This is a genomic window from Agromyces aerolatus (assembly GCF_031432255.1).
Taxonomy (GTDB): domain Bacteria; phylum Actinomycetota; class Actinomycetes; order Actinomycetales; family Microbacteriaceae; genus Agromyces.
The window spans coordinates 51,789-74,653 of sequence record NZ_JAVKGQ010000006.1; the positions used below are offsets into that span (position 1 = coordinate 51,789).

Sequence of the window (22,865 nt, forward strand, 5' to 3'; positions counted from 1 at the left end):
GCGGGTCCAGACCATCAGTCGTACCTCGCCTCGGCGAACCAGCCGTCGTCGTCGTGCACGAGCAGCCACGCACAGCCGTCGGCGTCGACGATCTGGAACCGGTGCACGCGGCGCGCGCGTTCGGCGTCCCACCAGCGCTCGACCACGGGCCACGGACCGGCCCAGGCGCGCACGGGCCTGGGTGCGTCGGGCCTGGGCGCGCCGGCCCTGGGCGCGCCGGTCGCCGCGGCGCCCGCTGCGAAGGCGGCCGGCTGCGTGGGCAGGTTGCCGCGGGCGTCGATCGAGACGGATGCCCCGGTGTCGTCGACGAGCGTGACGGGCGGCCGCTCGCGGAAGACGCTCGCGGGCGCGAGGGCGGGCAGGCTGCCCGGCCAGGGCGCCGCGGCGGGCGCGGGCGCGGGGTCGCCCCAGGGCACGAGCACCTGCCGGTCGGCGAGCAGGCGGCCGCCGACCACGGCGGGCGTGGCGACGGCCTCATGGCCGAGCATGCTCTGCACCCTGGTGAGCCCGTGGTGCACGCGCTCGTCGGGACCGCCGCCCCAGAGCCCGTCCTCGTGGTTGCCGGTGGAGTCCACGCGCTCGGGCACGACCCGCACGCGCACGATGGGCGAGGCGAGGCCCGCCTCGGCGCTCCCGGCGCCCTGGAGCTGCCAGCGGATGCGGTCGATCACGTCGGCCGCCGTGAACCACCGCGGGTGCAGCCACTCGCGGCTCGAGTGCCCGCCGCGCTCATCGTCGAGGTCGACCCGGATCGCGGTGCACACCAGCCGGGTCGCGCGCATGCGGTCGATGAACGCGTCGGCCCGCACCCGGAACGCGAACGCGAGCTGGTCGATGCGGTCGAGCGGCGGCTCGAACTCCTGCTCGACCGCGAAGTCGGGCGGCGGCGTGCGCGGGTCGACGCGCGTCGCCTCCCGGCCCGCGGCGAGGTCGTGGGCGAACGCGCCAGCCGCGCCGAACCTCCGGCGCACGTCGGCGACGGGCAGCGCGGCGAACTCGCCGAGCGTGCGCACGCCGAGCCGGCTCAGCAGGGTCGCGGTCCGCGGGTCGACGACGAGCCGCACGGGCAGCGGCGCCAGAAACGCGGCGGATGCCTCGGGCGGCACGATCCCGATCGCGGAGTCGCGCGTGCCTCTGGCCGCCTGCTCGGCCGCGAACGGCCCGTCGGAGACGCCGACCCTGGCGTGCGGCACACCGGCCGACGCCGCGGTCTCGAGGAGGGCACGGGCTGCCGCCTCCTCGCCGCCGTAGTAGCGCACCGGGCCGCGCGCACGCATCGCGATCGTGCCGGGACGGATGAGCTGCACGCCGGGCACGGCCTCTTCGACGAGCCGGACGACGGGCTCGAACGCGCGGGCGTCGAGCGCGGCGTCGTACGGCAGCACGATGAGCGCGGGCGAGCGCAGCTGCGCCTCGCGGAGCTTCAGCCCCCGGGCGACGCCGTCGCGGCGGGCGGCCGCCGAGCAGGCGAAGACCGCGCCGCCGTCGGCGAGCGCCACCGCGGCCTCCGCGGCGAGGTCATGCTCGCGGACCGCGGCGAACACGGGCCAGTCGGGGCACCAGAGCACGATCGTACGCATGCTCACCCCGCCCGGCGGAAGTCGACGTGCGTGACCTCGCCGGTGCGTGCGGGCTCCAGCGAGGCGGGCTCCAGCGAGGCGGGCTCCAGCGAGGCGGGCTCCGGCGAGGCGGGGCCGGATGCCGCAGGCCGCTCGGGGGCGATCGCGACCCCGAGCGACCGGTCCGGCAGACGCAGCCGGGTGGACACCGGCCGGCCGAGGCCCGCTCGGCCTGCCGCGCGCACGACCACCTCGCGCTGGGCGAGCGCGCCGTGGCCGGGTTCGAGCCCGTGCCATTCGCTCTCGGCCACCTCGAGCACCGAGTCGGCGCCCGGCCATTCGCCGGTGGTGATGAGCACGCCGCCACGCTGCCGGAGCCGCGCGGTGAAGCGGGACGTCTCGGCGGGGGAGAGGCGTCCGACGGGCTGGACCGCCACCACCGGGATCACATCGGCGAGCGCGGCCGTGACCGTGAGCCACTGCCGGCCGGGATCCGGGACGAGCACGAGCCGTTCGAGGGCGATCCCGGATCGGGCGGCCGCTTCGACGCCGAAGTCGGGCAGGCCGACGACCGCGGTCCACCGGCCGGCTGCCGAGGGCCCGGCGAGCAGCGACATGAGCAGGCTCGTCGAGCCGGCGGCCTGCACCACCGTGCCCTCACGCAGGCTTCCGCCGGGCAGCACTGCGGCGAGCGCGGGATGGGTCGGCACGGCCTTGGAGTCGAGCCTGCGCGCTTCCATGCCGCGGATGCGCGACTGCAGCTCGCCGACCCGGTCGAATCGGGTCGCGAGCGTCTCCGCAGATGCCAGGCTCACACATCTATCTTCGAAGATACGTTCGAATACGGCAACCCGGATGGGGACACATTGCCGGTCGAGTAGCGAGCGACGAAGGAGCACGCGTATCGAGACCGAACCGGGTCTCGATACGCTTCGCACCTCGACCGGCGAGGCTGAGAACACGAAAGGCCGGGTCGCAACCGACCCGGCCTTTCGACAACGCGTGCGCGAGGGGGGACTTGAACCCCCACGCCCGTTAGGGCACTAGCACCTCAAGCTAGCGCGTCTGCCATTTCCGCCACCCGCGCGTTGTCTCGGCCCGTGATCGCTCAGCGGGCCGTAGAAGACATTAGCACGGTTTTCGAGGGCCATTTCACCAGCGCGGACGCCCGCCCTGCTGCCGTGCACACGCACGATAGCGTGGAGCGCATGGCCGAGGCATCCGTCACCGAGACCCCCGCGACCGAGCTCTCCGAGACCGCGATCATCGCGCGCGATCTCATCCGTCTCGACACCGCGAACTTCGGAGAAGGGCGTTCGAACGGCGAGCGCGAGGCCGCCGAGTACGTCGAGGCGAGGCTTCGCGCGCTGGGGCTCGCGCCCCAGCTCTTCGAGTCGGCCCCTGGCCGTGCCTCCGTGGTCGCACGCGTCCCGGGTCGCGACCCGGGCAAGCCCGCACTCGTGCTGCACGGGCACCTCGACGTCGTGCCGGCCGACCCGCGCAACTGGAGTGTCGACCCGTTCGGCGGCGAGATCAAGGACGGCATGCTCTGGGGTCGCGGCGCCGTCGACATGAAGGACATGGACGCCATGATCCTGACCGCGCTCGGCGAGGTGCTCGAGGGGGGCGGACAGCCCGAACGCGACCTCGTCGTGGCCTTCTTCGCCGATGAGGAGGCGGGCGGCCAGTTCGGCGCGAGCTGGCTCGTCGACACGCACCCCGACCTCTTCGCGGGCGCGGGCGAGGCGATCAGCGAGGTCGGCGGCTACTCGATCACCGTCGGCGGAAAGCGGGCCTACCTGCTCCAGACGGGGGAGAAGTCCCTGCTCTGGATCAGGCTCGTGGCGCACGGCGTCGCGGCGCACGGCTCGCGGCTCATCCGCGAGAACGCCATCACGAGGCTCGGCGCGGCCATCGCGCGCCTCGGGTCGCGCGAGTGGCCCGTGCGGCTCACCGACACGACCGAGGAACTGCTCGGCGAGATCGCGCGCGTGCTCGGCGTAGACCCCACCGAGACGGCACCCGACGAGCTCGCGCTCGCGGCCGGCTCCGCGTCGGGGTTCATCACCGCGACGCTGCGCACGACGACGAACCCGACCGGGCTCACCGCGGGGTACAAGCACAACGTGATCCCCGACCGCGCCGAGGCGCTCGTCGACATCCGCACGCTGCCCGGCGAGGAGGACGCCGTGCTCGCCGAGGTGCAGCGCATCGTCGGCGACGACATCGACATCGAGATCGTGCACCGCGACGTCGGGCTCGAGTCGCCGACGTCGGGGCCCCTCGTCGACGCGGTGCGCCGGTCGCTGCACGCGCACGACCCGGGAGCGCCCGTGTTCCCGTACCTGCTCTCGGGCGGCACCGACAACAAGTCGCTCAGCCGGCTCGGCATTCGGGGGTACGGGTTCGCGCCGCTCCGTCTGCCCGGCGACCTCGACTTCCCGGCGATGTTCCACGGTGTCGACGAGCGGGTGCCGCTCGACGCGCTAACCTTCGGTAGTCGGGTCCTTCGGGACCTGCTTCTCGACTACTGAACCAGCAGACCGGAGCAGGTCTCGTTCCGTGCAACTCGTCCCCGCGCCGCCCGCGGGGCGCAAGGGGGATCCTTTCGTGCTCGAAGCGCTCATCCTCGGACTCGTCCAGGGCCTGACCGAGTTCCTGCCGATCTCCTCGAGCGCGCACCTGCGCATCCTCGGCGAGTTCCTGCCCGGTGCGCAGGACCCGGGCGCGGCGTTCACGGCGATCACCCAGATCGGCACCGAGGCGGCCGTCGTCGTGTTCTTCTGGCGCGACATCGTGCGGATCGTCTCGCGGTGGTTCCGATCGCTCACGGGCCGCGTGCCGCGGAACGACCCGGACGCGCGCATGGGCTGGCTGATCATCGTCGGGTCGGTGCCGATCGTCGCGCTCGGGCTGCTGTTCCAGGACGAGATCGAGACCACGTTCAGGTCGCTGTGGATCGTCGCGACCATGCTGATCGTGTTCGGCATCATCCTCGGACTCGCCGACTGGGCCGGCAGCAAGGTCCGCAAGCTCGATCAGCTGACCGTCGGCCACGGCGTCGTCTTCGGGTTCGCGCAGGCGCTCGCCCTCATCCCCGGCGTCTCCCGCTCGGGCGGCACGATCACGGCGGGGCTGCTGATGGGCTACGAACGGCCGGCAGCGGCACGCTACGCGTTCCTGCTCGCGATCCCCGCGGTGTTCGGGTCGGGCTTCTACCAGGTGTTCAAGAGCATCGGCGAGCCGTCGGTGTACGGGCCGGTCGAGACGGCGGCGGCCACGCTCGTCGCGTTCGTGGTCGGCCTGCTCGTGATCGCGTTCTTCATGAACTACATCTCGAAGCGCAGCTTCCTGCCGTTCGTGATCTACCGCATCGCGCTCGGCGGGCTCATCATGTGGCTGCTCGCGGCGGGCGTGATCCAGGCCTGAACCGGCCGGGGCCCCAGCCCCAGCCCCAGCCTGGGGCGGCCCTAGCTGTCGCGCGGACGCCAGGGTTCGTCGCCGCCGCGACCGTCGGCCCGCCCGTCCGCGCGACCGTCGCCGCGACGGCGCAGATACTTCTCGAACTCGAGCGCGATGGCGTCGCCACTGGCCTCAGGAGCGTCGACGGCGTCTCTGGCCTGCTCGAGCTGAGCGACGTAACCGGCCATGTCCTCGTCCTCGGACGCGAGCGCGTCGACGCCGGCCTCCCAGGCCTTCGCGTCGGCCTCGAGCGTGCCACGCGGCACCGAGAGTCCGGTGAGCTCCTCGAACCGGTCGAGCAGCGCGATCACCGCCTTCGGCGACGGCGCATTGTGCACGTAGTGCGGGACCGACACCCACAGTGACATGGTCGGGATGCCGACCCGCTCGGCATGATCCGCCAGCACGGTGAGCACGCCGACCGGACCTTCGTAGGCCGGCCGGTCGACGCCGACCGCGTCGCGGACGTCGGCGTTCTCACTCGAGGAGAACACCATGAGCGGGCGCGTATGCGGCGCATCGGCGAGCATCGCGCCGAGGAACATGATGCCCTCGACGTCGGCCGCGAGGGCCGCGTCGATCAGCTCGGCCGCGAACGCCCGCCAGCTGCGCGCGGGCTCGGCGCCGATCAGCACGTGCACCCCCTCGCTGTACGGGCCCGTCACCGACTCGGGATGCTGGGGGAGTTCGCCGCTCGGCCCGAGCAGTGCGGCGCCGGGCCACTCGAGGTGCCGCGTGCCGTCCTCCCCGTTGACGATCGTCGGCCGGTTGAACTGATAGTCGTAATAGAGCTCCGGGTCGACCGCGGCGACCTCGATCAGATCGAGTCGCTCCGCGATGAGCCGTGCCGTGGTCGATGCCGCCTCACCTGCGTCGTTCCATCCTTCAAAAGCGACGACGAGGAGCCGGCGATTGCCGAATCCGATGGGATGATGCACGAGTGGTCGTCCCGCTTCCCACCTCGGTGCCTCCGAGGTCACACCACCACAATAGGCGCTGCCCGTAGACTGGTGAGTTGTGACTTCGCACCTGCCCGCTGCCGTCCTCTGGGACATGGACGGCACGCTCGTCGACACCGAACCGTATTGGATGACCGCCGAGATCGAGCTCTTCGACTCGTTCGGGCTGACCTGGACCCATGACGAGGCCCTGCAGGTCGTCGGACTAGGGCTCTGGGAGTCGGCGGCGCTGTTCCGCCGGCACGGCGTCGACCTCGAACCCGACGACATCGTGCAGCGGCTGACGGACCGGGTGCGTCAGCTGGTGGCCGAGCAGGGCGTGCCGTGGCGGCCCGGGGCCAGAGAGCTGCTGCGAGCGCTCCGCGAGGACGAGGTGCCGGCCGCCCTGGTGACCATGTCGGTCCGCCGCATGGCAGAAGACATCGCGAACGCGATCCCGTTCGACGCGTTCGACCTCATCGTCCCCGGCGACGAGGTGTCCGAGCCGAAGCCGCACCCCGAGCCGTACCTCACGGCCGCCGGCCTCCTCGGCGTCGACATCGTCGAGTGCGTGGCGTTCGAAGACTCGCGTGCCGGCGTCACCTCGGCCGCGGCATCGGGCGCCGTGACGATCGGGCTGCCGAACCTGCAGGACCTGTCGGGCACCGCGGCCGACGTGCTCTGGGAGAGCCTCGAGGGCCGGACGTCAGCCGACGTCGCGAACGCGGTCGCGCTCGTGCGCGGCGGCGGCGGTCGCAACGCCCGGCGGGCGGCGGATGCCTCGGAGGAGATCTCATGACCGGACGGCACAGCACCGGCGCGATCGGCGCCGGCGCGATCGGCGCCGGCGGACGCGGCGAACGCAGCGGGCCCTTCCGCGCGGGCGACCGTGTGCAGCTGACCGGGCCGAAGGGCCGGCTGCACACGATCACGCTGGAACCGGGCAAGCTGTTCCACTCGCACAAGGGCGGCATCTCGCACGACGACCTGATCGGCCTGCCCGACGGCTCGGTCGTGCGCAACCAGGTCGGCGTCGAATACCTCGCACTGCGCCCGCTCCTGAGCGACTTCGTCATGTCGATGCCGCGGGGCGCGGCGATCGTCTACCCGAAGGACGCCGCGCAGATCCTCGCGCACGCCGACATCTTCCCCGGCGCCACGGTCGTCGAGGCCGGCGTCGGCTCGGGTGCGCTCTCGCTCTGGCTGCTGCGCGCGATCGGGCCCGAGGGCCGCCTGCTGTCGTTCGAGCGGCGAGACGAGTTCGCCGACGTCGCGCGCGGCAACATCGAGACGTTCCACGGTGCGGTGCCCGAGAACTGGTCGATCACGCTGGGAGATCTGGCCGAGGTGCTGCCAGACACCGCTGACGAGGCATCCGTCGACCGGGTGGTGCTCGACATGCTCGCGCCCTGGGAGGTGCTCGACGCCGTCACCGAGGCGCTCAAGCCGGGCGGGGTCGTGCTCTGCTACGTCGCGACCGTCACCCAGCTCTCACGGGTCGCCGAGGCGATCCGGGCGACGGGCGCCTACACCGAGCCTGCCGCGAACGAGACCATGGTGCGCGGATGGCACGTGCAGGGACTCGCCGTCCGCCCCGATCACCGCATGATCGCGCACACCGGGTTCCTGATCACCGCGCGCCGGCTCGCGCCGGACACGGTGCTGCCCGAGCTGAAGCGGCGCCCCTCGAAGACCGAGTTCAGCGACGAGGACGTCGAGGCGTGGACGCCGGGCGCACTCGGCGAGCGGGCCGTGAGCGCGAAAAGCCTCCGCAAGCGTGTGCGCGCCGCGGCGACCGCCGCATCACTCGCGCGCGAGACCGGATCCGGCGACGCCGGCGGTCTCGAAGCGGGCGCACCCGACCCCGACGAGGCACCGGGCGAAGCCCGGTAGGCTTTCATCGCCCGTTCGACCCCTCCCGGGAACCTCCCGGCCGAAGGGGAGCACCCACCGAAGAATCGAGGATCAGTGCGTTCGTCTCTCGCGCTCATCGCCGCCGCCGGCGTCGTCGCCATCGCTCTGTCCGGCTGCGCCGCGGCCACGCAGCCCGCGACGACCTCGGGCGACTCGTCGTCGGCCGTGCGGGTCAGCGGCGAGTTCGGGGCGAAGCCGCGCGTGGACTTCCCGGTGCCGCTCGAGCCCGCCGAGACCCAGTGCACCGAGACCATCGAGGGCGAAGGCGACCACCTGCACGAGGGCCAGGTCGCCCGGGTCGGCCTGTCGATCTTCAGCGGCGCGAGCGGCGACGTCGTCGAGCAGCAGGGGTACACCGACGAGGACCGCATCTACCTGCACTACGGCGCGGGCAACCCGCCCGCGTTCAACGCGGCGCTCGGCTGCGCGCGCGACGGCTCGCGCGTGACGGTCGTCGCGCCCGCCGCGGACGCGTTCGGCGAGCAGGGCAACCCCGCGGCCGGCATCGCGCCGGGCGAGAGCGTGGTGATCGTGCTCGACGTCACCGAGACCTTCCCGAGCCGCGCCGACGGCGCGCCTCGCCTCTCGCGCGACGGGTTCCCGGCGGTCGTGCTCGGGCCGGGCGGCCAGCCCGGCATCACGGTGCCGAGCGGCGCCCCGCCGGCGTCGACCGAGGTCGAGGTGCTGCTCGAGGGCGACGGCGAGGTCGTCGAGAGCGGCGATCAGGTGCTCGTGCAGTACACCGCGGTGAACTGGGACGGCGGCGAGGTCGTCGACTCCTCGTGGCAGAAGGGCACCCCGGCGATCTTCCAGGTCGCGGACGGTGAGGGATCCCAGGTCGTGCCCGGGTTCGCGCAGGCCGTGATCGGCCAGAAGGTCGGATCGCAGGTCGGGGTCATCATCGCTCCCGAGGACGGCTACGGCGAGCAGGGCTCGGCGACCATCCCGGCGAACGCGACGCTCTTCTTCGTGATCGACATCCTGGGCGTGCTCTGACCGGCGCCGACCGGGCCGAGGCGGCGTCGCCGCGCACTATGATCGCTGCTGTGGACGGGGATGGGACGGTGCGTCGTGCGCCGCAGGTGGCTGCGGTCGACCGCCAGTTCAGCCTGGTGCTCGCGCTCCTCGCGACCGAATCCGGGCTGATCAAGAGCGAGATCCTGTCCACCGTGCGCGGCTATGCCGAGAAGTACGTCGACCACGGTCCGAACGCCAACCTCGAGCGTCAGTTCGAGCGCGACAAGGACGCCATCCGCGATCGCGGGATCCCGCTCGAGACGATCGAGTCACCCGACCGGCCGGGCGACAACCAATCGCTGCGTTACCGCATCCCGAAGGGCCGGTACGAGCTGCCCGACTCGGTGCGGTTCACCCCCGACGAGGTCGGGCTGCTGGGGCTCGCGGCCGAGGTCTGGCGTGAGGCGTCGCTCTCCGACGACTCCCAGCGCGCGCTGACCAAGCTGCGGGCGCTCGGCATCGAGCCGCGCGAACCCGTCATCGGCTACGCACCCCGGCTGCGCGTCCGCGACGCCGCGTTCGAGCCGCTCAGGCGCGCCCTCGACCGGCGCCAGACGGTGCGCTTCAGGTACTTCAAACCGGGTTCGGCCGAGCCGCGACTGCGCACGGTCGACCCGCTCGCGGTCGTCCTCCACGAGGGCCGCTGGCATCTGCACGGCTACGACCACGGGGTGGATGCTCCGCGCACCTTCCTGCTCTCGCGCATCACGGGCCCGGTCGAGGCCGTGCCGGGTGCGACGTTCGACGCCGCAGAGCCCGGCGTGCAGATCCGGATCCTCGCCGAGCTCGAGGCGCTCAGGCAGGCCAACTCCGCGGACCTCGCGGTCAGCTCCGGCAGTGACGCCGAGGTCAGGCTCGGCCGGCGTGCCGTCGAGCGCGACGACGACGCCGGGGTCATCCGCCTGCACTTCACCGACCCGTCCGTCTTCGCCGACGAGCTCGCGAGCTACGGACCCGAGGTCCGCGTGCTCGCACCGGCGACGCTCGCCGCCGCGGTGCGGGAGCGCCTTCGGCTCGTGCTCGAGGCGCACCGGGACGAGCGCGAGCCCGGGGGAGCCGTCTGATGGCGCAGCCGAAGGGGCCGAAGGCGCCCGACCAGCTCGTCTTCCTGCTGTCGCTCGTGCCGTACCTGCTCGAGCAGCGCGTGGTCGACGTCGCGACCGCCGCGCAGCATTTCGGCGTGGCCGAGCGCGAGCTCCGCGACGCGGTGCGTCTCATCGCGACGTCGGGGCTGCCGGGGGCGACGGGCACGTACCAGGCGAACGACCTGTTCGACATCGACTGGGATGCGTTCGACGACGATGACGTCATCGTGATCGTGCACCATGTCGCGATCGACGACGCGCCTCGGCTCTCGGCACGCGAGGCCGCGGCCCTCATCGCGGGACTGCAGTACCTCTCGGCGCTGCCCGAGAACTCCGGCAGCACGCAGCTGCCTGCGCTGCTCGAAAAGCTCACGGCCGGCGCGTCGTCCGAGCCGACCCGGCTCGCCGTCGCCGAGACCGCGGCCGACGAGACGCTCGCGGAGGCACGACGGGCGGTCACCGAGGGGCGACAGCTCGAGTTCGACTACCGGAACGCGCTCGGCGAACGCGGCCGCCGGACCGTCGACCCGCTCCGCATCGCGTCGCTGGGTGCCGATTGGTACCTGCAGGCGTACTGCCACACGCGCGAGGACGTCAGGAACTTCCGCATCGACCGCATGAGCGCGCTGCGCGTGACGGAGCTGCCGGTAGGCGACCACTCCGACCGCGAGTTCTCCGAGGCGCTGTTCCACGGATCCGACACCGATCTCGACGTCGTCGTCGACATCGTGCCCGACGCGCTCCCGCTGATCGCCGACTACCTCGCGGACTCGAGCGCCGAAGACGTCGATGGCCGATCGCGGGTGACGCTCAGGCTCGCGCACTACCACGGGCTCAAGCGGCTCGTGGCCGGGCTTCCCGGCCTCGTGACCGTCGTCGCCCCGGCCGAGGCGCGCGCGGTGGTCGCCGAGTGGGCCGCCGCCGGGCTTGCGGCTTCCGCCGAGGCATCCGGCGCCTGATCACGGAACTCAGGACGTGAGCCGGTAGACTGTCCCGAACGACTTTCCCGAGCATTGGACGAACCCATGTGGCAAGGCTTCACCGGTTGGCACGCGCTGATCATCCTCGTGGTCATCCTGCTGCTGTTCGGTGCGCCGAAGCTGCCCGCGCTCGCGCGGAGTCTCGGCCAGTCGATGAAGATCCTGAAGAGCGAGGTCCGCTCCGACAAGGGTGACGACGACGGCGAAGACGGCCCGGGCACCACGGGCCGCGCGAACTCGACCGAGGACCCGGGGCAGGGACCGCGGAAGCCGAAGCCCGCCGACGGCACCGAGCCCGGCTCCACCACCTGACCCCAGTGACCACCGTGAAAGGTCGCGGTGCCCGCAACCGAGAGCGGCGGATGTCGCTGGCTGCGCACCTCATCGAACTGCGGCGGCGGCTGTTCGTGTCGGCCGCAGCAGTCATCGTGGGCATGGTAATCGGCTGGATCCTCACCGACTGGTTCGTCTGGGACGCCATCCAAGAGCCCGTGCAGCGCGTGGCCGAGGCCCGGGCCGCCGAGGGCGTCGACATCGAGACCGCGCTCACGTTCCCCACCATCGCGAGCGCGTTCGACCTGCGCCTGCAGATCGCGTTCACACTCGGCATCGTGGTCTCCGCGCCGGTCTGGCTCTACCAGATCTTCGCGTTCCTCGTCCCCGGGCTGAACACGCGCGAACGGCGCTTCACGCTCGGCTTCTTCGCCTCGGCCGTCCCGCTGTTCTTCGCCGGCTGCGCGGCTGGCTGGTTCGTGCTGCCGAACATCGTGAAGCTGCTCACGAGCTTCGTGCCCGACGGCTCGATGTCACTGCTCACGGCGCGCGAGTACATCGACTTCGTCTTGAAGCTCGTGCTCGCGATCGGCATCGCGTTCGTCGTGCCCGCGTTCATCGTGCTCCTGAACTTCGCGGGCGTGCTGAGCGCCGCGGCCATCATCAAGGCGTGGCGCATCGCGATCCTTGTGATCGTGCTGTTCACGGCGCTCGCGACCCCGTCCGCCGACGTCGTGTCGATGTTCCTGCTCGCGATCCCGATGATCGGGCTGTACTTCGCGGCGTGGTTCATCGCCCGCCTGCACGATCGGCGCGTCGAGCGGCGGCAGCGCGAGGAGTTCGGCAGCGCGGTGTAGCCGCAGGTCCGGTCGCGGCGCTCCCGCTGTCTAGGCTTGGGGCATGAGCCTTTCCCCGGCCGAACGGTACGCGCGTTCCAGGCAGCAGCGGCGACAGCCCCGGCTGGGGGAGTTCGCGGCGGAGCAGCGGTTCGACCTCGACCCGTTCCAGCTCGCCGCGTGCGCCGCGCTCGACGACGACCGCAGCGTCCTCGTCGCGGCGCCGACGGGCGCAGGCAAGACCGTCGTCGCCGAGTTCGCGGTGTACCTCGCGATGCAGGGCGAGCGCGACAAGGTGTTCTACACGACGCCGATCAAGGCCCTCTCGAACCAGAAGTACCAGGAGTTCTCCGACCGCTGGGGCGCCGACCAGGTCGGTCTGCTCACGGGCGACACCAACGTGAACTCCTCGGCGCGCATCGTGGTCATGACCACCGAGGTGCTGCGCAACATGCTCTACGCCGACTCGCCGCTCCTCGACCGCCTGGCGTACGTCGTCATGGACGAGGTGCACTATCTCGCCGACCGGTTCCGGGGCGCGGTCTGGGAGGAGGTCATCATCCATCTGCCCGAACGCGTGCGGCTGGTCTCCCTGAGCGCGACCGTGTCGAACGCCGAGGAGTTCGGAGACTGGCTGCAGGCCGTACGCGGTGACACCGACGTGATCGTCTCCGAGGAGCGGCCGGTTCCGCTCGAGCAGCACGTGCTCGTCAGGCAGAAGCTCGTCGACCTGTTCGACTCGAGCGGCCAGGCGGCGACCAACCGGGTGAACCCCGAGCTGCAGCAGCTGGCCCGAGCCGGCGGCCGCTCGATCGGCGCGAGGTCGCAGCGCGGCCGCCGCGGCAGCGATCGCGGCCGGTTCCATCAGCCCGGGCACGCGAGCCGGCTCGACCGCCCGGACGTCGTGGCGATGCTGCAGTCCAAGCATCTGCTGCCCGCGATCGTGTTCATCTTCTCGAGGGCGGGCTGCGACCAGGCGGTCCGGCAGGTCCTCCGCAGTGGCATCCGCCTCACCGACGCGGCCGAGCGCGAGGAGATCCGCCAGATCGTCGAGGCCCGCGCGCGGCTGCTCCGCGACGAGGACCTGGCCGTGCTCGGGTACTGGGAGTGGCTCGAGGGACTCGAGCGCGGCGTCGCCGCCCACCACGCGGGCATGCTCCCGGCGTTCAAGGAGATCGTCGAGGAGCTGTTCCAGGAGAAGCTGCTCAAGGTCGTGTTCGCGACCGAGACGCTCGCGCTCGGCGTGAACATGCCGGCACGCTCGGTCGTGCTCGAGAAGCTCGAGAAGTTCAACGGCGAGGCACGGGTCCCGATCACGCCGGGGGAGTACACGCAACTGACCGGCCGCGCCGGCCGGCGCGGCATCGACGTCGAAGGGCACTCGGTCATCCAGTGGGTCGACGGTCTGGACCCCGAGGCCGTCGCCTCGCTCGCGTCCCGGCGCAGCTACCCCCTCAACTCGAGCTTCAAGCCGACGTACAACATGGCCGTGAACCTCGTCGACCAGTTCGGCCGCGAGCGGACGCGGCAGATCCTAGAGCTCTCGTTCGCGCAGTTCCAAGCCGACCGTGCGGTCGTCGACCTCGCGCGCACCCTGCGCAAGCAGGAGGAGTCGATGCGCGGCTACGAGCAGGCCATGCAGTGCCACCTCGGGGACTTCGGCGAGTACGCGGCGTTCCGTCGACGCATCGCCGAGCTCGAGCGCCAGGCCGCGAAGGGCAACCCGACGCACGCGCACCGCGAGAAGATCCAGCGCGAGATCGCGTCGGTGCGCAAGTCCATGCGGGCGCACCCGTGCCACGGGTGCGCCGAGCGCGAGGCGCACGCCCGGTGGGCCGAACGATGGGGCCGGCTGAAGCGCGAGCACGACCAGCTGCAGTCGCAGATCCGCAGTCGGACCGGTCAGGTCGCCAAGCGCTTCGACCGGGTGAGCGACGTGCTGCTGCAGCTCGGCTACCTTCAGCGCGGCGAGAACGGCGAGCTCGTCTCCACGTCGGCCGGCCGCATCCTGAAGCGGATCTACGGCGAACGTGACCTGCTCGTGGCCGAGTGCCTGCGGCGCGGGCTCTGGGACGGACTCGACACCGCCGGCATCGCCGCCATGGCGGCCGCACTCGTGTACGAGCCGCGACGCGACGATCGCGGCGTGGAGTTCCAGCTCCCGAAGGGCGCGTTCCGCAACGCACTCGACCGCACGGGCGACGTGTGGGCCGTGCTCGACGACCTCGAGCGTGACCACCGGCTCGCGGGCAGCGAACCGCCCTCGCCCGCGCTGTCGCAGGCGATGTGGATGTGGGCGCGCGGCGCGAGCCTCGGCACCGTGCTCGAGTCGATCGAGCTCGCCGCCGGCGACTTCGTGCGCCTCACGAAACAGGTCATCGACCTGCTCGACCAGATCTCGATCGTCGCCGACGCCGAGCTCGGCGCGACCGCACGCGCCGCCATCGACGCGGTCCGCCGCGGCGTCGTCGCCGATGGCGCTCCGGCCTGACCCGGTACGCGGTCGCCCACGGCCGGATGTCTCACCTCGCTCGCCTAGGCTGATCACCATGCCCGATCGCCCGCGCCCGCTATTGCCGTGGTGGGCCGCGATCCCGGTCGCTGCTGCCGCAGGCCTCGTCTACGACCTCGGCTTCCCCGAGGCGGGCATCTGGCCGTTGGCGTTCGCGGGCATCGCGCTCACGCTGCTGACACTCATCGGCCGCTCGACGGGCGGCGCACTGCTCGTCGGCTACGTGTTCGGCGCGACGTTCTACCTGCTGCACGTCGACTGGACGAGCCGCTACCTCGGCCCGGTGCCGTGGCTCGCGCTCGCACTGCTCGAGGCCGCGTTCGTCGCGCTGGGGGCACTGGCGATCACGCTCGCCTATCGCTGGGTGCCCCGCGCCTGGCTTGGGAGATGGGTGCGGCTCGCCGCGCTCCCGGCCATCGTCGCGGGGCTCTGGGTCGCGCGTGAGGTGTCGATCGGCACCGTGCCGTACGGCGGATTCCCCTGGGGCCGCGCCGCGCACAGCCAGGCGCTCAGCCCGTTCGCTGAGGTCGTGTCCTGGGCGGGGCAGCTCGGACTCAGCGCGGTCATGGTCTTCATCGTCGCGGCGGCGATCGAATGGGTCCGGCTCGCCGCCTGGCGCGACCTGCGCACCCTGCTCCCCGCGGTGCTGGTCACCGTGATCGCGATCGCACTGCCCGCCTGGCCGACCACGGCATCCGGCGAGTTGCGCGTCGGGAGCGTGCAGGGCAACGGGCCGGCCGGCTACTTCGACGCGCGTCAGCGCGGTGACATCCTCGCCAGCCAGCTCGACGCCACCACGCCCATCCTCGACGAGCCCGGCATCGACGTGCTGGTCTGGCCCGAGGGCTCGGTCGACATCGACCCGACCCGTGACCGCGCGACCGCAGGCGTCCTCGACCGGCTCTTCGAGGCCATCGACGGTCCCGTGATCGTCAACACCGTGACGACCGAGGCCGGGGCCACCGAGGACGAGGAGCCGCGCTTCTACAACACCTCGCTGAACTGGCGCGCTGGCGAGGGCGCCGTGCAGGAGTACTCCAAACGGCACCCGGTGCCGTTCGGCGAGTACATCCCCGACCGCGAGTTCTACATGTTCTTCGCGCCGGACCTGATCTCGCTCGTGCAGCGCGGCTACTCGCCGGGCACGCAGCCGCCCGTGTTCGACGTGGCCGGCACGCTCGCCGGGCTCGCGATCTGCTTCGACGTGATCTACGACGAGGTCATCTGGGAGGGCGCACGCGACGGCGCCGAGCTCTATGTGCTGCAGACGAACAACGCCGACTTCCGCGGCACCGACGAGAACCTGCAGCAGCTCGCGATCGCGCGCCTCCGCGCGATCGAGACGGGCCGGTCGGTCGTCAACATCTCGACGGTCGGCACGAGCCAGGTGATGACCGCGGACGGCCGGACCATCGACTCGCTTCCCGCGGACGAGCCGGGGGCGATGGTGACGGATGTCCCGCTGCGCACCGGTCTCACCCCGGCCGTCGTGCTCGGGCCATGGGTGCCGGGCGCGATCACCGCGCTCGCGCTTGCGGCGCTCGTCGCCGCCGGACTCATGGCACGGCGGCGACGAGCTTCAGCCGGTCCCGCGAGCGCCCCGGACATGCAGGACGCCGGCCCGTGAGGGACGAGCCGGCGTCTGCCTGAGGGGGCGCAGGTGAACGGGTGCGGGGGTCAGGCGCTCTTCTGCTGACCGCGACGTGCGCGAAGCCACTGGAGCCGCTCTTCGAGCAGCTCCTCCAGCTCGGCACGAGTACGGCGCTCGAGCAGCATGTCCCAGTGGGTGCGGGCGACCTTCTCACCCGACCGGTCGATCTCGACCGGCTTGGAGTCGACGAGCAGCGTTGCGGTGTGACCGCAGAACCGGCACTCCCAGCTGTCGGGGAGCTCGGCCTCGGTCGAGAACGTCATCACCGTGTCGCGGCTGCAGTGCTCGCAGCGGTACGTGTACTCCGCGCGGTCGGCGAACACCACCCCATCTTCGCTCTGAAGGCTCTGCGAACCGATACGCATGCCCCGAAGGCTCCGGTCTGCCATGGCGTCTCCTCTCGATCGTCTACAGGTATAAACGACCAAGCTGGGCATTCCCTTTCCGGGCCCTGGACTTTTCCGGGGGATTCTCAGATTCGCCCGCGTGCGACGGGCACCGCGAGGTCGCTGCGGTCGGTCACGACGCCGTCGACGCCGAGCTCGAACAGGCGTCGCATCTCCGCGGCGTCGTTCACGGTCCACACGTGGATCTCCGCGCCGACCGCGTGCACCGCGCGCACGAGCCGCCTGGTGATGAGGCCGACGCGGCCAGCACGCTGCGGGGCCTGCAGCGCGCGCGAGCCCGCCAGCGCGGAGCGCATCGCACCCGCGCCGCCGACGGCCGCGGCGACCAGCGCACGCGTGACCCCTGAGCGGCCGGGGGAGGTCGCCACCCCGGGCAACGCCCGCGACAGCTCGCGGCCTCGAGCGTCCGAGAAGCTCGCGAGCAGCACCCGGTCGATGGCACCCGTGCGCCGGACGGCCGCGGCCGTCGCCCCCACGGCCGCATCGACTTTCACGTCGATGTTGAACGGCATCGCACGAAATGCGTCGAGCGCCTCGTCGAGCGCGACGAAGCCGGCACCCCCGCCGAGTTCGATCCGCCGGAGCGTCGTCAGCTCCAGGTCGGCGATCGCCCGGACCCGGCCGTCATCGTCGCGGAAGGTGGCGTCGTGCGCGAGCACGGCCGCGCCGTCCTTCGTCAGACGGACATCGGTCTCGAGGACGTCGGCCCCGACCGCGTGCGCGGCCTCGAACGCCGGCAGCGTGTTCTCCGGCGCGTGCAGGGCCAGGCCGCGGTGTGCGAGGACGCGCGGGGTCGGCGCTTCGAAATAGCCCGAGGCCACAGGCCGATCAGGCCGTGCCCGCGGGGCGGCCGGGATCGGCCGAGCCACCGCTTCCGCCGGGCGTGCCCGGAGCCCCAGGCGTACCCGCCACACCGGGGGTGAAGGCGCGGCCGATGCCCTTGAGCGCCTCGGTCAGCTCGCTCGGGACGATCCAGAGCTTGTTCGCCTGTCCCTGCGCGAGCTCAGGCAGCATCTGCAGGTACTGGTAGGCCAGCAGCTTCGGGTCGGCGTCGCCCTGGTGGATCGCGCTGAACACCGTCTGGATCGCCTCGGCCTCACCCTGCGCGCGCAGCACCTGCGCCTTCGCATCACCCTCGGCGCGCAGGATCTCGGCCTGCCGGAGGCCTTCCGCCTCGAGGATGGCGGACTGCTTCGTGCCCTCGGCGGTGAGGATCGCCGCACGACGGTCACGCTCGGCGCGCATCTGCTTCTCCATCGAGTCCTGGATGGAGACGGGCGGGTCGATCGCCTTGAGCTCCACGCGTCCGACGCGGATGCCCCACTTGCCCGTCGCCTCGTCGAGCACGATGCGGAGCTGACCGTTGATGTTGTCCCGGCTCGTGAGCGCCTCTTCGAGGTTCAGGCCACCGACGACGTTTCGCAGGGTCGTGGTCGTCAGCTGCTCGACCGCACCGAGATAGTTGGCGATCTCGTACGTCGCGGCACGCGCATCGGTCACCTGGAAGTAGACCACGGTGTCGATCGAGACCACGAGGTTGTCCTCGGTGATCACGGGCTGCGGCGGGAAGGAGACCACCTGCTCGCGCATGTCGACGAGGGGCCTGAGCCGGTCGATGAACGGCACCAGGATGTTCAGGCCCGGCGTGAGCGTCTTGTGGTACCGGCCGAGCCGCTCGACGACGCCGGAGTAGGCCTGGGGGATGATCCGGATCGCCTTCGCCAGCACGACGATGACGAAGATGACGAGCGCAAGGAGCACGACCGCCAGGATGATGGTAGGGACGTCGATCACTGGGGAGTGCTCCTCTCAACCGGCACGACGACCGCCGTCGCACCGTCGATGCCCGTGACGAGGATCTTCTCGCCCACCGAGACATCCGTCTGGTCGGTGATGGGGGAGAGCCGTGCCGTCCAGACGTCGCCGTTCTGCAGTCGGACCTGCCCGCCCACGCTCGTGATCGTGCGCAGCACGAGACCGTCGGCGCCGATGAGGGCGTCGATGTTGCTCAGTGCCGGGTCGCCACCGCGCCGCAACCGTTTCAGCAGCGGCGGTCTCAGCACGAGGATCAGGGCCACCGCGACGATCGCCGCGATGACGAACTGCAGGTACCAGGGGATGCCGAACAGGCCGGACGCGAGCCCCGCGACGCTGCCGAGGGCGAGCATGAGGAAGGTCATCTCGAGGGTGAAGACCTCGATCGTCGCGAAGACGAGGATCAGCACCAACCAGGCGATCCAGGCGTACTGGGTGAGTACATCCACAATCCGTCTCCTTCGCACCGCTCCCTTCGAACCTACCAGGGCGCCTCGGCGCCGGGGCAGGCCAGCGCGGTTGATAGGGTCGGGTCTGGCCGCTCGAGCGGCCGGCCGCATCCGACGTGAACGAGGAGCTCCACGTGTCCAACCCCCTCGCCCCTGGCTCGCTCGCGGGCCGTGTCGCCCTCGTGACCGGCTCGTCCCGTGGCATCGGCGCCGACACCGCGCGCTATCTCGCCGAGGCCGGCGCCGCGGTCGTCATCAACTACCGGAGCAAGGCGCCGCGCGCGGAGAAGATCGTCGCCGAGATCGCGGCGAACGGCGGGCGCGCCATCGCGGTCGGCGCCGACCTGACCGACCCGGCGTCCGTCGCAGCCATGTTCGAACGCACGACGGCCGAGCTCGGCCGAATCGACCTGCTCGTGCTGAATGCCTCAGGCGGCATGGAGACGGGGCTCGGCGAGGACTACGCCATGCGCTTGAACCGCGACGCGCAGGTCAACGTCGTCGAGGGCGCGGTCCCGCACCTCGCCGAGGGCGCACGCATCGTGTTCGTCACGAGCCATCAGGCGCACTTCATCCGGACGACGCCGACCATGCCCGAGTACGAGCCGGTCGCGCTCTCGAAGCGCGCCGGCGAGGACGCCCTTCGCGAGAGGCTCCCGCAGCTGAACGAGGCGGGCATCGAGTTCGTGGTGGTCTCCGGCGACATGATCGAGGGCACGATCACCGCGACCCTCCTCGAACGTGCGAACCCCGGCGCCATCCAGGCCAGGAAGGAAGACGCGGGCCGCCTCTACAACGTGTCCGAGTTCGCCGCCGAGGTCGCCTCCGCCGCGGTCGAGCCCGTTCCGGCCGACCACACGCGCTACGTCGGCGACGTCACCGGGTTCCGTCCGGTCTCGCTCGACTGATCCGGGAGACCGCGCCGACACCTCGAGGCCGGCCGGGCGTGTCGCCCGGCCGGCCTCGTCGTCAGCGGTGTGCGGCTACGCGCGCGACACGTGTCGGCCGAACGTGAACGCGCGGATGATCTGCAGGACGCCGAGCACGATCAACGCGATGCCGGCGACCCAGAACAGCACGACCGCGCCCCAGAACGGCGAGAACAGCAGGACGACACCGGCGATCAGGCTGAGCACGCCGAAGAAGATCGCCCAGCCGCGCGAGCCCGCGTCGCCCGACTGCACGAGCGCGACCACGCCCTCGACGATCCAGAGGATCCCGACGAACACGCCGAGGAAGATGCCGAGGATGACGGCGGACTCGCTCGGGTTCGCGAGCGTGACGATCCCGCCCGCGATGAACAGCAGGCCGAGGATGATGTCGAGCGCGCGCGTGCCGCCCGAGATGCCCTTCGAGAAGATGCCGAGCCCGAGGTACGCGATGCCGGCGATCAGGAAGTAGATGCCGAGCAGGAAGGCCAGCGCGACCGCCGAGTCCTTCGGCCAGAACGTGATGAGCACGCCGACGATCAACGAGACCGCACCTGAGATGCCGAGCGTGGCCCGCACGGTGTTGATCGCGGACTTCGGCAGGCCCGACGCGTCGAGCGAGAAAGAGGCGAAGACCGATCCGGACTGCGGAGAGGACATGAGCGTGGGTTCCCTTCGGAATGACGAGGTCCGTCTCGCTCAGGCTAGGGCCGCCTGAAGCCTGGATGTCGAATGTGAACCAGCGAGTCGCGAGACCGTTCGCGCCGCCGTGAGGTAACGCGACCGGGGGAGCGGCCTGGCGTCGCCCCGCCTGCGCCCCCTACGATGACCGCCATGCGGATCGCAGAGCTCAGGAGAGCGATCGGTGCCCTGGCGCTCACGACGCTCCTCGCGCTGACCGCGTGCACGGCCCCCAGCGCCGCGCCGAGGCCCGGCCCGACACCGGCTGCGGAGTCCTTCCACCCAGGCGACGTCCCCGACCCGTCCGGCGCGGTGCGCTTCCCGCCCGCGCAGCGCGGGGACTGCCCGGTCGATCCGGCTGCGCCCGGGCTCGTCACGCTCGTCGTCACGTCGGACGACGACGCGACGCCGATCGAGGTCACGTATCCGGTGTTCCGTGCCGACGGAACGCAGCAGGTGCGCCGGATGACCCAGCCCGGCCCGGTCATCACGGTGCTGCAGGCCGACTGCACCGACGGTGTCGTCGACGGGCCGTGGCGGTTCGTCGCCGAGGCCGAGACGGGCGCACTCGCGTGCGCGCTCTTCTTCGGCGGCCGACTTGTCGCGAGCGACAGCGCCTCGGCCGAGGGCGTCGCAGCCGAGGGTGCGGGGGCGGGGGTTCGGACGGACTGCACGGGGCATCCCGGGATGTGAGCGCGCGGCCCGTCGGGCGCATCGACAATCGTTACGATCATCGTGATCCGAACCTGATACAAGCCATCGACGACCTTGAACACGCCCTGCCGGCGAAGCAGCTGCGACTCCCGCCACAACGCTGGGTTCACCGTGTCAGGGGCGGCCTCGTCATCGGCGATGTACGCGGTCAGCGACCCGTCACGGACCAGGTGGCCGTCCGCGCTGTACATCTTCTCGGGCAGTTCAGTGAGCAACCCTGGTCCGGCGTCGGTGAAGTCGTCGCGGTCGTCCATCGCGTAGCGGCCGACCGCGGAAGCGTTGATGTCGGCGGTGTGGGAACTGACCTGCTTCGGTTCGGTCATGCGCGCGTCCTTCTCAGCGCTGCATGACGTGGGCGCTGCTGGACCCTCGGAAGTCGCGGCGGTATCTCTATCACCGATAATGCACATTATGTCGGATCGCTCGGATGCGTGTCGCAGAATCGGCTCGCGCAGGGACATCCCCCGTGTTCGAACACCGAGGCCGCCTGTGCTCCCATGCGTTTCTTCTCGATGATCGCGAGTGCACGCTCTTCTTGAGCATCATCTCGACGACGGCGATGCATCGGGCGCTCTGCACCAGTGGCGACGAACACCGAGAATGCGCCGAGGTTCCTCCGCACTTGCCCCCTGCGAAGGAACCTCGGCTTCGCCCCGCGAGCGGGGCGAGGTGTTCATTTTGATCCCGCGAGACCCTGAAGGATGTCTCGCGTGAATATATTACCATTCTTTCTGGCAGGGCGTCAACTTCGTGGAGGAACACTCGGGCGTCGCGACCGATTCAAGGCGGATTTACCTCGCGAGGGGACTCGTCCGTGGGTGATTGATCCAGCTGGCGAGCGCATGCCGGGCGTGGTGCACTCCCCCGCCGGCCAGTGCGTGCACGATCCCCGATTGCAGCTCGCCGTGAGCTTGCGGGGTGTGAGCGAGGCTCGGTTCGGCCAGGCGAAGTCGGTACGCGGCCGCCGTCGCGCCGAGCCGCATGCTGTAGCTCGGACTCGCTTCGCGCAACGCATTGAAGAACGCGAAGTGCTCGACGACGGCATCCTTCCCAGCCCGAACGAGTCGGAGGAACGCCTCACGGATCGCGTGCAGCACCTCGAGCAGCCCCTCCGGGACGGCAGCATGCAAGGCCGAGACGAGCGCATGATGCAGCGAAGCCCAATCGCGCGCCTCTCGCGCGGCGGCCTCGGGCGAGAACGAGCGGAGACGCGTGTACCGCGCCGGTGCGACATCCAGCAGGCCGAGTCCGTCGAGTCGTTGAATAGCTTCCCGCACCGGAGTGCGAGAGACGCCCAGCGCGAGCGCCCACTCGCGATCATGGACTGCCGCGCCGGCCGCGAGCGCCCCAGCCACGATCGCGTCGAGCATGGCGTGATAGACCTGGTCGGCCACGCTCGCCGGCACCAGGCCGGGGCTGATCTGACCCCTGAAGTTGTTGATACTCACGCACGCTCCCTGGATTGTCAGCGGGCATCCGAACCCACCGTCAAGGATGGCAGTATATTGCGCGAACTCCCCCGGCGAGGCGAGGCGTGTCGTGAACACTTCGCGGCGGCGCGGATCTTCACGACGTCGCGGACGAATCCGAGTGCCGCCTCGCCCACCATGCACATGCGAGCCATCGAATCGTAGTATACTGGT

General features: G+C 71.1%; 22 protein-coding genes and 1 tRNA gene. 13 read left to right on the forward strand and 10 right to left on the reverse strand.

From position 1 onward, the window contains the following. Nucleotides 1–14: 14 nt before the first annotated feature. The 3 genes from RH864_RS09565 to RH864_RS09575 form a co-directional block, all read right to left on the reverse strand. Nucleotides 15–1,580 (reverse strand): DNA polymerase Y family protein, encoded by a 1,566-nt coding sequence (locus RH864_RS09565; RefSeq protein ID WP_310517317.1) that lies wholly within the window; start codon nucleotides 1,578–1,580, stop codon nucleotides 15–17. A gap of 2 nt (nucleotides 1,581–1,582) precedes the next feature. Next, the gene (locus tag RH864_RS09570) at nucleotides 1,583–2,374 is read right to left on the reverse strand and encodes a hypothetical protein (RefSeq protein WP_310517318.1); all 792 of its coding nucleotides are present in this window, start codon (nucleotides 2,372–2,374) and stop codon (nucleotides 1,583–1,585) included. 188 nt (nucleotides 2,375–2,562) lie between these two features. Then, a tRNA-Leu gene (locus RH864_RS09575) sits at nucleotides 2,563–2,646 on the reverse strand. A 121-nt stretch (nucleotides 2,647–2,767) separates the two neighbouring features. On the opposite strand from RH864_RS09575, the gene RH864_RS09580 reads away from it, so the two are divergent. Then, entirely contained in the window at nucleotides 2,768–4,093 is a 1,326-nt protein-coding gene (locus RH864_RS09580; RefSeq protein ID WP_310517319.1) for a M20/M25/M40 family metallo-hydrolase, read from the forward strand. 76 nt (nucleotides 4,094–4,169) lie between these two features. After that, on the forward strand, nucleotides 4,170–4,988 hold the full coding sequence (locus RH864_RS09585) for an undecaprenyl-diphosphate phosphatase (RefSeq protein WP_310517478.1): 819 nt from the start codon (nucleotides 4,170–4,172) through the stop codon (nucleotides 4,986–4,988). Between the two features lie 41 nt (nucleotides 4,989–5,029). On the opposite strand, the gene RH864_RS09590 is transcribed toward RH864_RS09585, so the two are convergent. Continuing rightward, nucleotides 5,030–5,959 carry a proteasome assembly chaperone family protein gene (locus RH864_RS09590; RefSeq protein ID WP_310517320.1) on the reverse strand — a complete coding sequence of 310 codons (930 nt, stop codon included), beginning with the start codon at nucleotides 5,957–5,959 and terminating at the stop codon, nucleotides 5,030–5,032. A 79-nt stretch (nucleotides 5,960–6,038) separates the two neighbouring features. Between RH864_RS09590 and RH864_RS09595 the strand changes: the two genes are divergently transcribed. From RH864_RS09595 to lnt, 9 genes are all read left to right on the forward strand, one after another. Continuing rightward, complete coding sequence (locus RH864_RS09595; RefSeq protein WP_310517321.1) at nucleotides 6,039–6,758, forward strand: HAD family hydrolase; 720 nt, start codon at nucleotides 6,039–6,041, stop codon at nucleotides 6,756–6,758. After that, nucleotides 6,755–7,852 carry a tRNA (adenine-N1)-methyltransferase gene (locus RH864_RS09600; RefSeq protein WP_310517322.1) on the forward strand — a complete coding sequence of 366 codons (1,098 nt, stop codon included), beginning with the start codon at nucleotides 6,755–6,757 and terminating at the stop codon, nucleotides 7,850–7,852. The genes RH864_RS09595 and RH864_RS09600 overlap by 4 nt, the downstream gene beginning before the upstream one ends. 75 nt (nucleotides 7,853–7,927) lie before the next feature. Then, nucleotides 7,928–8,869 carry an FKBP-type peptidyl-prolyl cis-trans isomerase gene (locus RH864_RS09605; protein WP_310517323.1) on the forward strand — a complete coding sequence of 314 codons (942 nt, stop codon included), beginning with the start codon at nucleotides 7,928–7,930 and terminating at the stop codon, nucleotides 8,867–8,869. A gap of 50 nt (nucleotides 8,870–8,919) precedes the next feature. Beyond that, nucleotides 8,920–9,954, forward strand: coding sequence for a helix-turn-helix transcriptional regulator (locus RH864_RS09610; RefSeq protein ID WP_310517324.1), 1,035 nt, complete (start codon nucleotides 8,920–8,922; stop codon nucleotides 9,952–9,954). Beyond that, nucleotides 9,954–10,934: a helix-turn-helix transcriptional regulator gene (locus RH864_RS09615; RefSeq protein ID WP_310517325.1), complete on the forward strand. Its 981-nt coding sequence runs from the start codon at nucleotides 9,954–9,956 to the stop codon at nucleotides 10,932–10,934. The genes RH864_RS09610 and RH864_RS09615 overlap by 1 nt, the downstream gene beginning before the upstream one ends. Nucleotides 10,935–11,000: 66 nt before the next feature. Next, nucleotides 11,001–11,267, forward strand: a complete 267-nt coding sequence (gene tatA, locus RH864_RS09620; protein WP_310517326.1) for a twin-arginine translocase TatA/TatE family subunit — start codon at nucleotides 11,001–11,003, stop codon at nucleotides 11,265–11,267. Between the two features lie 50 nt (nucleotides 11,268–11,317). Then, nucleotides 11,318–12,085 (forward strand): twin-arginine translocase subunit TatC, encoded by a 768-nt coding sequence (tatC, locus tag RH864_RS09625; protein WP_310517327.1) that lies wholly within the window; start codon nucleotides 11,318–11,320, stop codon nucleotides 12,083–12,085. Nucleotides 12,086–12,128: 43 nt separating this feature from the next. Further along, complete coding sequence (locus tag RH864_RS09630) at nucleotides 12,129–14,555, forward strand: DEAD/DEAH box helicase (RefSeq protein ID WP_310517328.1); 2,427 nt, start codon at nucleotides 12,129–12,131, stop codon at nucleotides 14,553–14,555. Between the two features lie 58 nt (nucleotides 14,556–14,613). Further along, nucleotides 14,614–16,203: an apolipoprotein N-acyltransferase gene (gene lnt, locus RH864_RS09635; RefSeq protein WP_310517329.1), complete on the forward strand. Its 1,590-nt coding sequence runs from the start codon at nucleotides 14,614–14,616 to the stop codon at nucleotides 16,201–16,203. A gap of 50 nt (nucleotides 16,204–16,253) precedes the next feature. Here the strand turns inward: lnt and RH864_RS09640 are convergent, their stop codons facing one another. The 4 genes from RH864_RS09640 to RH864_RS09655 form a co-directional block, all read right to left on the reverse strand. Continuing rightward, nucleotides 16,254–16,616: an RNA polymerase-binding protein RbpA gene (locus tag RH864_RS09640; RefSeq protein WP_310517330.1), complete on the reverse strand. Its 363-nt coding sequence runs from the start codon at nucleotides 16,614–16,616 to the stop codon at nucleotides 16,254–16,256. Nucleotides 16,617–16,699: 83 nt separating this feature from the next. After that, nucleotides 16,700–17,455, reverse strand: coding sequence for a glycerophosphodiester phosphodiesterase family protein (locus RH864_RS09645; RefSeq protein WP_310517331.1), 756 nt, complete (start codon nucleotides 17,453–17,455; stop codon nucleotides 16,700–16,702). Nucleotides 17,456–17,462: 7 nt separating this feature from the next. After that, complete coding sequence (locus RH864_RS09650) at nucleotides 17,463–18,428, reverse strand: SPFH domain-containing protein (RefSeq protein ID WP_310517332.1); 966 nt, start codon at nucleotides 18,426–18,428, stop codon at nucleotides 17,463–17,465. Further along, nucleotides 18,425–18,898, reverse strand: coding sequence for an NfeD family protein (locus RH864_RS09655; RefSeq protein ID WP_310517333.1), 474 nt, complete (start codon nucleotides 18,896–18,898; stop codon nucleotides 18,425–18,427). The genes RH864_RS09650 and RH864_RS09655 overlap by 4 nt, the downstream gene beginning before the upstream one ends. 134 nt (nucleotides 18,899–19,032) lie before the next feature. On the opposite strand from RH864_RS09655, the gene RH864_RS09660 reads away from it, so the two are divergent. Continuing rightward, nucleotides 19,033–19,806 carry an SDR family oxidoreductase gene (locus tag RH864_RS09660; protein WP_310517334.1) on the forward strand — a complete coding sequence of 258 codons (774 nt, stop codon included), beginning with the start codon at nucleotides 19,033–19,035 and terminating at the stop codon, nucleotides 19,804–19,806. A 75-nt stretch (nucleotides 19,807–19,881) separates the two neighbouring features. Here RH864_RS09660 and RH864_RS09665 read toward each other — a convergent pair whose 3' ends face one another. Continuing rightward, nucleotides 19,882–20,487 carry an HdeD family acid-resistance protein gene (locus RH864_RS09665; protein WP_310517335.1) on the reverse strand — a complete coding sequence of 202 codons (606 nt, stop codon included), beginning with the start codon at nucleotides 20,485–20,487 and terminating at the stop codon, nucleotides 19,882–19,884. Nucleotides 20,488–20,661: 174 nt separating this feature from the next. Here RH864_RS09665 and RH864_RS09670 point away from each other — a divergent pair, with 174 nt between their 5' ends. Further along, on the forward strand, nucleotides 20,662–21,201 hold the full coding sequence (locus RH864_RS09670; RefSeq protein WP_310517336.1) for a hypothetical protein: 540 nt from the start codon (nucleotides 20,662–20,664) through the stop codon (nucleotides 21,199–21,201). An 812-nt stretch (nucleotides 21,202–22,013) separates the two neighbouring features. Here the strand turns inward: RH864_RS09670 and RH864_RS09675 are convergent. After that, a complete protein-coding gene (locus RH864_RS09675) occupies nucleotides 22,014–22,670 on the reverse strand; it encodes a GntR family transcriptional regulator (protein ID WP_310517337.1) in 657 nt (218 codons plus the stop codon). Between the last annotated feature and the right edge of the window lie 195 nt (nucleotides 22,671–22,865).